Origin of the sequence: Proteus hauseri, assembly GCF_004116975.1 — a bacterium.
GTDB classification, from domain to species: domain Bacteria; phylum Pseudomonadota; class Gammaproteobacteria; order Enterobacterales; family Enterobacteriaceae; genus Proteus; species Proteus hauseri.
On the sequence record NZ_CP026364.1, the window covers coordinates 2,047,277 to 2,060,242 of the forward strand.

The 12,966-nt window shown below is 40.6% G+C and carries 12 protein-coding genes; 5 read left to right on the forward strand and 7 right to left on the reverse strand.

Annotation, left to right across the window (positions count from 1 at the left end; genetic code table 11):
• Positions 1-8 precede the first annotated feature (8 nt).
• The 3 genes from PH4a_RS09385 to PH4a_RS09395 all read right to left on the reverse strand — a co-directional run bounded on the left by PH4a_RS09385 (position 9) and on the right by PH4a_RS09395 (position 3,371).
• Complete coding sequence (locus PH4a_RS09385; protein WP_164971538.1) at positions 9-1,160, reverse strand: phosphoenolpyruvate-utilizing N-terminal domain-containing protein; 1,152 nt, start codon at positions 1,158-1,160, stop codon at positions 9-11.
• Between the two features lie 63 nt (positions 1,161-1,223).
• Positions 1,224-2,327: a glycerol dehydrogenase gene (locus tag PH4a_RS09390; protein WP_129039355.1), complete on the reverse strand. Its 1,104-nt coding sequence runs from the start codon at positions 2,325-2,327 to the stop codon at positions 1,224-1,226.
• 369 nt (positions 2,328-2,696) lie between these two features.
• Entirely contained in the window at positions 2,697-3,371 is a 675-nt protein-coding gene (locus tag PH4a_RS09395) for a 7-cyano-7-deazaguanine/7-aminomethyl-7-deazaguanine transporter (RefSeq protein ID WP_129039357.1), read from the reverse strand.
• 208 nt (positions 3,372-3,579) lie between these two features.
• On the opposite strand from PH4a_RS09395, the gene tusA reads away from it, so the two are divergent.
• Positions 3,580-3,834 (forward strand): sulfurtransferase TusA, encoded by a 255-nt coding sequence (gene tusA / locus PH4a_RS09400; RefSeq protein WP_129039359.1) that lies wholly within the window; start codon positions 3,580-3,582, stop codon positions 3,832-3,834.
• Between the two features lie 97 nt (positions 3,835-3,931).
• Here tusA and PH4a_RS09405 read toward each other — a convergent pair whose 3' ends face one another.
• Complete coding sequence (locus PH4a_RS09405) at positions 3,932-6,307, reverse strand: zinc/cadmium/mercury/lead-transporting ATPase (protein WP_129039361.1); 2,376 nt, start codon at positions 6,305-6,307, stop codon at positions 3,932-3,934.
• A gap of 175 nt (positions 6,308-6,482) precedes the next feature.
• Positions 6,483-7,109 (reverse strand): lysoplasmalogenase, encoded by a 627-nt coding sequence (locus tag PH4a_RS09410; RefSeq protein WP_129039363.1) that lies wholly within the window; start codon positions 7,107-7,109, stop codon positions 6,483-6,485.
• 148 nt (positions 7,110-7,257) lie between these two features.
• On the opposite strand from PH4a_RS09410, the gene PH4a_RS09415 reads away from it, so the two are divergent.
• Complete coding sequence (locus PH4a_RS09415) at positions 7,258-7,641, forward strand: DUF2500 family protein (RefSeq protein ID WP_208730469.1); 384 nt, start codon at positions 7,258-7,260, stop codon at positions 7,639-7,641.
• Between the two features lie 72 nt (positions 7,642-7,713).
• Here PH4a_RS09415 and PH4a_RS09420 read toward each other — a convergent pair whose 3' ends face one another.
• Together PH4a_RS09420 and rsmD are read right to left on the reverse strand one after the other, a co-directional pair.
• Positions 7,714-8,013, reverse strand: a complete 300-nt coding sequence (locus PH4a_RS09420) for a DUF1145 family protein (protein WP_064718813.1) — start codon at positions 8,011-8,013, stop codon at positions 7,714-7,716.
• Between the two features lie 17 nt (positions 8,014-8,030).
• Complete coding sequence (gene rsmD / locus PH4a_RS09425) at positions 8,031-8,615, reverse strand: 16S rRNA (guanine(966)-N(2))-methyltransferase (protein ID WP_129039365.1); 585 nt, start codon at positions 8,613-8,615, stop codon at positions 8,031-8,033.
• 320 nt (positions 8,616-8,935) lie between these two features.
• On the opposite strand from rsmD, the gene ftsY reads away from it, so the two are divergent.
• From ftsY to ftsX, 3 genes are read left to right on the forward strand one after another with little or no spacing between them, the layout of a single operon-like run.
• Positions 8,936-11,176, forward strand: coding sequence for a signal recognition particle-docking protein FtsY (gene ftsY, locus PH4a_RS09430; RefSeq protein WP_482811944.1), 2,241 nt, complete (start codon positions 8,936-8,938; stop codon positions 11,174-11,176).
• A gap of 5 nt (positions 11,177-11,181) precedes the next feature.
• Positions 11,182-11,847 carry a cell division ATP-binding protein FtsE gene (gene ftsE / locus PH4a_RS09435; RefSeq protein ID WP_064718816.1) on the forward strand — a complete coding sequence of 222 codons (666 nt, stop codon included), beginning with the start codon at positions 11,182-11,184 and terminating at the stop codon, positions 11,845-11,847.
• On the forward strand, positions 11,840-12,817 hold the full coding sequence (gene ftsX, locus PH4a_RS09440; RefSeq protein WP_064718817.1) for a permease-like cell division protein FtsX: 978 nt from the start codon (positions 11,840-11,842) through the stop codon (positions 12,815-12,817). The genes ftsE and ftsX overlap by 8 nt, the downstream gene beginning before the upstream one ends.
• Positions 12,818-12,966: the final 149 nt, after the last annotated feature.

Here is a 12,966-nt window from a genome sequence, read left to right on the forward strand (position 1 = left end):
CAGTTATTTTAATGAGAAATATAACTATTCTGATATAGCCACATATTCTGTATTTTTTTGAGTGTAATATTTTGCCCATTGGTAAGTGTAAGTGCTGATTTTCCAGCGCCATTAATAATAGGAATATCTAATGCGTTGGCTAATAAGGTGGTGTTCGATAATGGGTTTCCGTGGCTTAATAAAATACCTTTAATTCGATTGGGTTCTAATGTCATTAATGTTGATGGGTGGAGTTGTTTAGTGACTAAAATTACATTTGGATACGGGGGCTGAGCTAAAGGCGGTGGGGACGAGGTTAAATAGCGTAACATGCGGGAGAGAATATCATCTAAATCACTTTCACGCGCACGCATATTATCATCATCCATTTGTGCGTAAGTATCTATTAAATCGATGAAAGTTTGTTGTAATGCAAACTCGGCGTTACAGTGGTATTTGTTGATCATGCTGCAAACGGTGAGCTGTAACTCTGTATTTTCAAGTAAAAAACGATGGCTCGAAAAAATATGTGTGTATTGATCACCTAATTTTCTATGTACCTCTTCCGTTAGCCAATCAATATCTCTTTTAGATTGTTCTATTACGTTAATAAGACGTTTTTGTTCTTCTAGTAATAGATGTGGGTAAAGTTTTTTTCTTGGGATAACAAAACGATTATAGGGATAAAGCCAAACAGGTGCAGTAATTGATCTCACGGGTTCATAGTTGGTGTTTTTAGGGAAAATAGTGAAGTCTGGTATGTTTTCGCCTAATAGTAGTTTTTTTACTGAAATGGTTTTGTGAGCTTCTCTTTTGGCTTCTTCAAGAGAGGCTCCTAAAGAGATACTACTTGCCGCAGCAAGCGTTCCTTCAACTATCGGTGCTGAACATAACGAAACATGTGCCGCGATATCATATTCAAGGTTAGCTATCGCAAGGGCTGCATTATGTGCTGAATGATAAGTATCGAGTAAAACAAGGACACCATCATCGTCATCGTTGTAGGCTTCTTTTATGGCGTACAATATGGTTTCAGGCGCGACCTCGTTAACAAGATCTGAAGGTGTTTGATAGTTTGTCGCAACAGTTAAATTAACTTGATGTTCTACCGTTTGATTAACGAGTTCTTTGATACCATTTGCGAGTGTAAGACTCTTTGAAACTAATACGATACTGACCATAAAGCCCCTTTGTATTGTAAGCATAAATAGGGAGGACTAAACTCCCTATTTACTCAGACTTTTTTAATAAAGCCATTCCCGTCCTAGTTGGTCTGCGGTAAGAATAGCGGCATAAACTTTATCTGAATCAATATCAAATGGCATATTATAAATAGTTTCACCTTCAGCACAGCTCAGTTCTGCAACAGCCATGATCTTTTCATTAAGTTCATCACCGATAGCAGTAACACCTAGTTCTTCGAGTGTGACGGGTAAACCTACTAATATGCAGAAATCGAGAAATTCTTCTAACTCTTCAAGTGGGCTATTTTCTAATACCAATTGCACTAATGTACCAAAGGCAACTTTTTCGCCATGATACATTGAATGACACTCTTCAAGAGCAGTAAATCCATTATGAATTGCATGAGCCGCCGCTAAACCTGCACTTTCAAAACCAATACCACTTAAAAACGTATTGGCTTCGATAATATTTTCTACTGCGGTTGTGCAAACACCTCGGCTAACAGCAAGTTTGGCTTTATAACCATCCTCAAGCAATGTGTTGTAGCAAAGCTCGGCAAGCGCTAATGCCGCTAATGTTGATTTTCCACCCGCCATTGTCTGTTTTTGAGCCAGACTACAAGCTCTGGCTTCAAAGTAAGTCGCTAACGCATCGCCCATACCTGCCACCAGCAAACGCGCAGGTGCTGCTGCAATAATGTTTGTATCCATAACAACAACGTCAGGATTGGTTGGGTAAAGCAGATAACTATCAAAAGCACCTAACTCCGTATAGATAACAGATAGTGCGCTGGTGGGGGCATCTGTTGATGCAATAGTGGGGGAGATAACAACAGGAGTATGGCATTTAAACGCGACTGCTTTAGCGGTATCAAGAGTTTTACCGCCGCCAACACCAATGATTACTTGAGATGCTTGGCTTTTTGCTAATTCAACTAACCGATTTATTTCGTTGTGTGTGCATTCACCATTAAACAGTTCAAAATGTCCGTTTACCTCATATTGAGACATACTGTCTTTTACGGTACTACCAACGAGATCCATGACAAATTTATCAGCAATAATTAATGCTCTATCGCCGAAGGGTTTCGTGTATTTACCTATATGGTACAGCGCATCGGGGCCTTGGATATATTTTGCTGGAGATTGAATAACTTTTAACATAATAGACTCCTACTATTCGTAAAAGAGAGTAAAAAATCCTTATGGTGGGAATTGTCATCCCAGTAAACGTCATTAAGAGAAGATAATTTAGGAATACAGTATCAGTTTAATCACCGAATAAAATATTTCATTGAAAATAATTAATAATATTTATATTAACACAAGCCAAAAAGTGCATTGCTATATTTAAACAATAAATTAGAAGCTGCTTAACTTATCATGCGATTAATTATGAAATAAAACATTTTCTACCGATAAGAAGACAAAATAAATAACAATATCGGAGTAAAGCTTCATAAAGTTGAGTTATGAAGCTTTATTGGGGAATAATGACATTAATATCATTATTATTTTGCGAGATAGGACAGATTATGAGCTGATTTCAGCATAATCTTGCTTTTGTTTTTCTTGAGAGAAAAAATAACGCAAAAGGAAATTAAGCAATACACCATAAGCAGGCAAGAAAAAGAGCATGCAAATCGTGAGCTTAAAGACATAGTCAACTAATGCAATTTCAATCCAATTAGCGGCCATAAAAGCATCAGTACTGCGATAAAAAGCGATAAAGAAAAATGCGAGCGTGTCGAGCAAATTACCAAAAAACATTGCGGCACTTGGCGCTACCCACCATTTTTGTTGTTGTCTTAAACGGTTAAATACCGAGACATCCATAATCTGGCCTAATACATACGCCATAAAGCTTGCTGTCGCAATTCTTGCCACCATTAAATTAAACTCACCTAATGATGCAAATCCTTGCCAACTTCCTTGAAAGAAGAGGGTAGAAATAAGATAAGAAATGGCTAATGCAGGCAGCATAACGGCAGTGATAATGCGCCGAGCAAGTGGTGCACCATAAATACGAACCGTTAAATCTGTTGCCAGAAAAATAAACGGAAATGTAAACGCGCCCCAAGTAGTATGGAAGCCAAAAATGGAGATAGGTAATTGCACTAGATAATTACTAGAGGTAATTATCAGGATGTGAAATAAAGAAAGCCATAGCAGTGCCACCGCTTTTTGGCGGGGAGTAAACAAATACATAAATTGTACCTTTTTAGAGATTGGGGTGAGGGAACCCAATAAGACATTCATTATCCACTCTCAATAGAGTGGGAGCGCATAATACGCCCGTTGCGCAACAAAAGCAAAGTTTACGGCAAAATGTCTTTGTCGCAATGCATCGTGATGTCAGCGTTAAAGCGCGATATAATAACGTTATCTGTAAGTGAAAGAACAAATGGTTAATAGAATGAATGCCCAATTTGATGATGCAACGAAAACTCTCGATACGTTGGGATTACGCTGTCCTGAACCGGTGATGTTAGTGCGTAAAACCATAAGAAATATGGCGTTAGGTGAAACGTTATTAGTTATCGCTGACGATCCTGCTACTGTGCGTGATATCCCCGGTTTTTGCCGTTTTATGGAGCATGATTTATTAAATCAAGAAATTGAATCAGCGCCTTACCGTTATCTTATTCGTAAAAAAGACAGTAGTTTATAGGTTTACGATGCTTTTTGAGTAACAATAAAGATAAAAAATAACCCAACCCCTAATAATATTTAAGGGTTGGGTTTTGCTTTTATTTTTTAAATCTTAATTAGTTTTGAGATGATGATTTTAATTTAACGCTTAATAATCTCACCGCATTGGCAGTAACTAATGCTGTTGCACCTGAATCCGCTAATACTGCCACCCAAAGCCCTGTTATTCCTAATAAACTGGTCACTAAGAACACCGCTTTTAATCCAAGTGCGATAGTGATGTTTTCACGAATAATTTTACGTGTTGCACGAGATAACTGAATAATTTCTGGTAATCCAGTCAAGCGGTTGTGGGTTAATGCTGCATCCGCTGTTTCAAGTGCTACATCGGTGCCGCTTCCCATCGCTACACCAATGGTTGCTGCTTTCATTGCTGGAGCATCATTAATCCCGTCACCCACCATCATGGTGTTGTGTGTTTTACTGATTTCCATTACCGCCGTGACTTTATCTTCTGGCAGTAATCCAGCGCGGAAATCCATCCCCAGCTTTTGTGCAATTGCCGCTGCGGCTCTTGGATTATCACCTGTTAACATCACTGCATTGATATTCATCGATTTCAATAACTTCATTGATTCAATAGCATCACTACGCAAGGTGTCTTGCATGGCAATCGCGCCAATGAGCTGATCATCTTTTAATACCACGACTACTGTTTTGCCTTCATCTTCAAGGCGTGCAATCTCTTGTTGCCATTGTGATGAAAGAGATGCTTCTTTCAATTGTGAAGGCGCGCTGACTAAAATGTGTTGGTTATTTAAATAGCCTTCAATCCCTTTACCCGCTAAGGCCTTACGATTTTCGGCTTCAACTACAACTACCCCATTTTCTTGAGCTTTGTTGATAATAGCTTTTGCTAATGGGTGATGAGAACCGACTTCAACTGAAGATGCTAAAGTGAGCAGCTGTTTTTTATCAAAACCATTCTCAGCTACAACATCAGTAACTTGTGGTTTCCCTTCAGTTAATGTTCCCGTTTTATCTAAGGCGATAGTATTTACCGTGCCTAATTGCTCTAGTGCTGCTCCACCTTTGATTAATGCGCCTCGTTTTGTTGCAGCCGCTAAAGCGGAGGTAATTGCCGCTGGGGTTGAAATAACCAATGCACAAGGACAACCGATTAGTAATAAGGTTAATCCGCGATAAACCCATGTTTCCCAAGGCTGAGCAAATAATAGTGGTGGTACAATAATGACTAATGCTGCAAACAACATGATAAGAGGCGTGTAGTAACGGCTAAAACGGTCAATAAAGCGTTCAATAGGCGCTCTGCGCTCTTCAGCTTCCTCAATCAGTTGTAAAATACGGTCAATGGCATTTTGTCCTTGTTCAGATACCACTTTCATCTGTACTGAACGATCAACCGATAAACAGCCTGCGGCGACTTTTTCACCTTGTAAGCGTTCAACAGGTACTGATTCACCAGTTAATGCGCTTTCATCAAAACTAGCAAAAGCACTGACTAACTCAGCATCGGTAGGTAAACGTGAGCCAGGAGCAATTTCGATAATATCGCCAGGACGTAATTCAGAGACTGAAACGGTTTGTTTTTTACCATCCTTAACCAAAATGGCTTCTTCTGGTACTAACGCCATTAACGCACTAACACCACGACGAGCGCGACCTGCGGCATAAGATTCAAGCATTTCACCAATCATAAACAGCAAAATAACCATTGCTGCTTCTTCAGTAGCATTAATAAAGAGTGCACCAATTGCTGCGACACTCATTAATGTTTCAATAGCAAACGGCGTACCACTGCGAATAAGCTGTAGAGACTTTTTCACAATGGGGAATAAACCAATCAATGTTGTAGTAATAAAGGCAACACGGCCAGCTTGAGGATCAATAAATTCCACACCCCAGCTTATTGCCATTAATAAAGCTAAAATAATAACGAATGAGCTTTCTTTCAGTAGACTTTGTTTTGGTGCGTTTTTAGCGTTGGGTGAGGTGAGATCAAATAACTCAAACCCAGCGCTTTTGATAGCCGCGATGACTTGTGGTCGTAAATCACTGTCTGCATCAACGACCAGTTTTTCTGTAGCGAAAATGACTTTAGCTTGTTTGACTCCCATAACTTTAAGCGCTGCAGTTTCAATTTTCTGAGCGCAACTTGGGCAATCCATACCTTGTACTTTCCAACTAAAACGCTGTTGTCCTATTTTTTCTGGCTCTGTATTTGAAACTGGGGCATTGATATCACAGCGACCATCAGAATGGTTATGTTCATCATGACTATGGTCGTGGTTATGGTCGTGACCTTGGTGCTCATCCTCGCATTCGGGATCGCTTTTATCTATTTTGGCATGAGAATGCGCACTTTCAGTATGTGAGCGTGCACTATTCTCAGAAGTACCAGAGCAATGAGAACTTGAGCAGCAAGCGTCAGTATGTTTGTGGTTATCGTGTTGATGAGCGTGTTTAGTCATAACTGGCTCTCCTTGTTCAACGAGAAGTAAAGTCTAATGATTTAGATGCACTTTACAGCTTGGAGTAGAGTCCAGAGTCAAGACTAATACTGTGAATAAATTGGCAAAAAGTGCTAATTTTGTCGATAAATTATTCCCTTTGTTTCTCTTGTTACCAGAAACAAAGGGAAATTAATTAAAGGAATAGCGCTCTAACAATAAAGAAGTGACCAATGAAATAACAGGCGCTTACTAAGCCTTTAGAGGCAGAGAAAGAGAAGCGAAAACGGTTAATCAACCAAACGGAGTAAGCAACCACTAACAAAAACGAACCTATCATTATGGATAAGTTGTAGTCATTACTTAAGAAAAAGAATTTTTCACCCGCGACCCAAAACATAGCTAAGGCAGCTAATAAGGTAAATGTGGCAGGAATAGCCAGTTTATCGAGTTTAGTCCATACTATTGCTAATATAACGATAGCAAAAATAATGACAAATCCGAGTAAAGGAAGATAAAACGAAATCTGCAACGGTATTGCAAAACTAACAAGATAAAGAATATAACTTAGGAAAACCAGTGCGATGGACGGTAGTAAATACTTACCTTCAAATATTCTCAATAAATCAGAAATTAGCGTGGCGAGTAATGCACCAACGATAAGATAGCTGTTAATCGAGTGCTCAGGTACTTGCCACGCCCAAAGTAATAAAAGTAGTAATGTGATAGGACGGAATAACCAACGTTGCCAATTAGGACCTCGATATGCAGCGTCGATATAAAGCCATCCTGAGAATAATACGGCGAGAAAAGGCCAACTCATAATATCTTCCTTATATTCAGAACTGTTTTATTATTCATAACAGAAAGCATTATTTAAGAATAGCGATTAATGACGAAACTGGTTAATCAATTAAAATAATATAAAGGCTTAGCGCATTTACCCAATGCAGACCATAGGAATTAATGTAATGAATAAAGCTGGAATGATAGGTATTGCGGTATTGATCATTATTATTGCATCAGCAACATATCGTTTTCTTGAACAAAGAAAGCAACGAATGAGTGATGATAATGCTCCCGTAAAGCTTTATATGGTGGAAGTTGTTAAGAAGCAAACACTTCCAGCAAATGATCGCCGTTCAAGAGAAAATGATGTTAATGGCCCTGAAACGGTTTATTACTATCAGGTAACGTTTCGTTTAACGACAGATTCTCGTAACGATTTACTTTTACGTGTAGATAAAGCCACTTATGACAATATCGAGCCTGAAATGAAAGGACGTTTATTTATGCAAGGAAGCCGTTTTGTGCAATTTGAAACAGATATGCCCGACGAAAATAGTGAAAAGTAACGGCTAATATAGCGCGATTGGTTATTTTGGGGTAAATCTCGACGATTAATACCCCAGAAAATAACAATATTGTTATGACGGTTTATGTTTATTTTTTTGTTTGTCTTCGTATTCTTGGCGTAGCTGTTTTTGTATTTTTAGTAGTTCAAAGATACCAAAAAAGAAAATTCGACATTGTAATGCTGCCGAGGGTTTTTGATCTTTTGGCTGGCCCGCTTTATACATGACAATTTGTAGTCCGTGCATTATCACCATAAAAATTAAAGCGATATCCATAAAATATTTTAGTGGCTTAGGAAATGGGGAGACAATATTTAAAAATAGAAAACCCCAAACGCCGACCATTAAAAATCGGCCAAAAAAGATTAACATAACAGCTCCATAAAAAATTAAGCAGATAAACTACGAATATAAAGGCGATACGCGACTTGCCCTGCGAGCTTTTCTCTATGTAATGTCCAATGAGTTGGAAGAGTATAAGTATTTGCGTTTATCTCTTCTTCTACATAAATATAGCAATCTTCAGCTAACCAGCTGTTATTTTCTAATAACTGAATAGTTTCTGACAACATACCTTTATGAAACGGGGGATCAAGAAAGACAACATTATAAGCAGTACCTTGTTTAGCAAGCCAAGATAATGCGCTGTCTTGGATAACCTTGCCATTTTCAGCATTTAATAGTGCGAGATTAGCCGTTATTTGTTGAGCAACATTGCGTTCATATTCGATAAAAGTTGTTTCTTTGGCGTAACGAGAAAGTGCTTCTATGCCTAATCCACCACTGCCAGCAAAACAGTCAAGACAACGTGCGTCTTGAATAACTGGCATTAGCCAATTAAAGAGCGTTTCTTTAACTCTGTCTGTTGTGGGTCGTAGCCCTTGGCTATCAAGAACAGGAAGTTTACGACCACGCCATTTACCCCCGATTATTCTGATTTGTCCCATCGGTGATTTTTGCGGTTTTTTGACCATATTTTTCTGATTTATATAATTTAAATGTATCTTTAGGGATGTGTTATTGAATAGGGAATGTGTTGTTGCAGATATATTGGCAACATCCCTTAATTTAATCCGCAATAATTTACCATAAAATTCGTATAAAAGATGCGTTTATCCATGATCAAATGATAGACTTCATTATTATTTTCAATATCGTCAATGTATCGCGCCATGATTTAGTGCGAGGAGTTTAGTAGCTAATGGCAAAAGAAAAAAAAGGTTTTTTCTCGTGGCTCGGATTTGGGCGTAGTAAAGAAGAGAATATTGAGCAAGAGAAAGAAGAACAACAACGTTTGGCGCAAGAAGAAGCACAGCGCCAAGCTGAAGAAGTAGCAGAGCAACAACGCTTAGAAAAAGAGCATCTTGCAGCAGAACGTGTAGTACAAGAGCGTTTAGCTGCCGAGCGTGCACGTTTAGAAGAAGAACGCTTAGCGGCGGAACATGCAGAGCAACAACGGTTAGCACAAGAAGCTGAGCAGCAACGTCTTGCGCAAGAAGAATCACAGCGCCAAGCACAAGAAGCCGAACAACAACAACGTTTAGCTGCCGAGCGTGCGCGTTTAGAAGAAGAACGCTTAGCGGCGGAACATGCAGAGCAACAACGGTTAGCACAAGAAGCTGAGCAGCAACGTCTTGCGCAAGAAGAATCACAGCGCCAAGCACAAGAAGCCGAACAACAACAACGTTTAGCTGCCGAGCGTGCGCGTTTAGAAGAAGAACGCTTAGCGGCGGAACGTGCAGAGCAACAACGGTTAGCACAAGAAGCTGAGCAGCAACGTCTTGCGCAAGAAGAAGCACAGCGCCAAGCACAAGAAGCCGAAGAACAACAACGTTTAGCTGCCGAGCGTGCGCGTTTAGAAGAAGAACGCTTAGCGGCGGAACGTGCAGAGCAACAACGGTTAGCACAAGAAGCTGAGCAGCAACGTCTTGCGCAAGAAGAAGCACAGCGCCAAGCACAAGAAGCCGAAGAACAACAACGTTTAGCTGCCGAGCGTGCGCGTTTAGAAGAAGAACGCTTAGCGGCGGAACGTGCAGAGCAACAACGGTTAGCACAAGAAGCTGAGCAGCAACGTCTTGCGCAAGAAGAAGCACAGCGCCAAGCACAAGAAGCCGAAGAACAACAACGTTTAGCTGCCGAGCGTGCGCGTTTAGAAGAAGAACGCTTAGCGGCGGAACGTGCAGAGCAACAACGGTTAGCACAAGAAGCCGAGCAGCAACGTCTTGCGCAAGAAGAAGCACAGCGCCAAGCACAAGAAGCCGAAGAACAACAACGTTTAGCTGCCGAGCGTGCGCGTTTAGAAGAAGAACGCTTAGCGGCGGAACGTGCAGAGCAACAACGGTTAGCACAAGAAGCTGAGCAGCAACGTCTAGCGCAAGAAGAGGCACAGCGCCAAGCACAAGAAGCCGAAGAACAGCAACGTTTAGCTGCCGAGCGTGCGCGTTTAGAAGAAGAACGTTTAGCGGCAGAACGTGCAGAGCAACAACGGTTAGCACAAGAAGCAGAAGAAGAGGAACAAGCGCGTTTAGCCATTGCGCAAGCCGAAGCTGAAGATATTGAATCTTTACGTGAAGAAGTGCTTGCCGATAAACCGATTGAACAAGAGAAACCTAAAAAAGAAGGATTCTTTTCTCGGCTGAAAAAAGGCTTATTGAAAACGCGTCAAAACTTAGGCTCAGGATTTCTAAGTCTATTTCGTGGTAAAAAAATCGATGATGATCTTTTTGAGGAATTAGAAGAACAGTTATTGATTGCCGATGTGGGAATGGAAACCACAACAAAAATTATCACCAGCTTAACTAAACATGCAAATCATAAAGACCTTAAAGATGCTGAAGCACTTTACGGCAAATTGCGTGAAGAAATGGGTGAAATTTTAAGTAAAGTCGACCAGCCATTAAAAATTGAAGGTAAAAAGCCCTTTGTTATTTTAATGGTGGGCGTCAATGGTGTGGGTAAAACCACGACTATCGGAAAGTTAGCGCGTCAGTATCAAGCTGAAGGAAAATCTGTCATGTTAGCCGCAGGAGATACATTCCGTGCAGCAGCAGTTGAACAGCTACAAGTTTGGGGTGATCGTAATAATATTCCTGTTGTTGCTCAACATACAGGTGCCGATCCGGCTTCTGTTATTTTTGATGCAATTCAATCAGCACAAGCAAAAGGTGTCGATGTTCTTATTGCCGATACCGCAGGACGACTGCAAAATAAATCCCATTTAATGGAAGAGCTGAAAAAAATTGTACGTGTCATGAAAAAGCTGGACGAAGAAGCACCACATGAAGTGATGCTGACATTAGATGCAAGTACTGGTCAAAATGCTGTTAGCCAAGCAAAACTCTTTAATGAGACTGTTGGACTAACAGGATTAACATTGACTAAACTGGATGGTACAGCGAAAGGGGGGGTTATTTTCTCTATTGCTGATCAGTTTGGAATTCCTATCCGTTATATCGGTGTAGGTGAAGGTATTGAAGATCTACGTCCATTTAAGGCCGACGATTTTATTGAGGCTCTGTTTGCCCGCGAGGAGTAGCTGTAATGATCCGCTTCGAACATGTCAGCAAAGCTTATTTAGGTGGAAGACAAGCATTACAGGGTGTCGATTTTCATCTTCATCCTGGTGAAATGGCTTTTTTAACGGGTCACTCTGGTGCCGGTAAAAGTACATTGCTTAAGTTAATTTGTGGAATAGAGCGTCCAAGTGATGGCGCTATTTGGTTTGCTGGTCATGATATCAGTCGATTAAAAAATAGTGAGATCCCTTTTCTGCGCCGCCAAGTAGGGATGATCTTCCAAGATCACCACTTATTGATGGACAGAACGGTTTATGACAATGTCTCACTTCCATTAATTATTGCTGGCGCAAGCGAAGAGGATATCCGGCGCAGAGTTTCAGCTGCGCTAGATAAAGTGGGGTTATTGGATAAAGCTAAAAACTATCCAATTCAACTTTCTGGCGGTGAACAGCAGCGTGTTGGTATTGCCCGTGCTGTTGTGAATAAACCGACTGTACTTCTTGCAGATGAGCCTACTGGTAACCTTGATGGCGAGCTTTCAGAAGGCATTATGCGTCTATTTGAAGAGTTTAACCGCGTTGGTGTCACGGTACTAATGGCAACACATGATATGGCACTGATAGAGCGTAGGAATTATCGCATTCTAACATTAGGCCAAGGCAGAATGGTGGGAGGTCAAAATGGCTAAAGCAAAGAGTTCCCGTAAGTCAATGCCAACGCCGGGCGCAAAAACAAAAGCCTTACGTGGTGGAAGACGTGAACAGTGGCGTTATGCTTGGCGTAACACAATGGCTGACTTTTTGCGCCAACCGCTCTCTTCATTTTTAACTATTATGGTGGTGGCTATTTCATTAACGCTGCCAAGTATTTGCTATATTGTGTGGAAAAACGTCTCAACAGCGGCTGAACAGTGGTATCCCACTCCCCAATTAACGGTTTATCTCGATAAATCCTTAGATGATAGCCTTGCAGAAGCAACCATTAAAAAGATTGAAGCGCTAGAAAAAGTAGAAGAGGTTAATTATCTTTCACGCCAAGATTCTTTAGTTGAATTTCGTTCATGGTCTGGGTTTAGCAGCGCGCTGGATATGTTAGAAGAAAATCCGCTTCCTGCTGTCGCGATAGTGACACCTAAAATGGATCCTAGCGATCAGCAACTAATGACAACGCTACGAGATAGTGTTGCTCAAATTGCTGGTGTGGATGAAGTGAGAATGGATGATAGTTGGTTTACTCGGCTTTCAACTTTAACGTCATTAGTTGGGCATATTGCTCTGGTGATAGGCACACTTATGATCGTGGCGTTGTTATTGGTAATAGGTAATAGCGTACGACTCAATATCTTTAGCCGTCGCGATACGATTAATGTAATGAAACTGATTGGCGCAACTGATGGCTTTATTATGCGTCCATTCCTCAATTGGGGATTAATTCTCGGTTTTATTGGCGCTATTTTTGCTTTGGTATTTTCTGCGCTATTGGTGTGGAAGTTATCGGATGTGGTGACGCAAGCTGCAACTGTTTTTGGTACCACCTTCTCAATTTCAGGTTTAGGTTTTGATGAATCTATTATTCTGATCTTAGTCTCCATGATAGTAGGCTGGTTTGCAGCATGGCTGACGACAATGCAGCATTTGCGTCAATTTACCCCTGAATAACTACTTAGCATCTTTATCTCTTTTTATTATGATGGGTTGCTTTATTATGGTAACCCATTATTTTATCGTAGCCTCATTTCTGGCATAATAACGCATTGCACTTAATCGTTACCAATGAGTTGTGATCGCTATGTCATTTTAAATAGGCT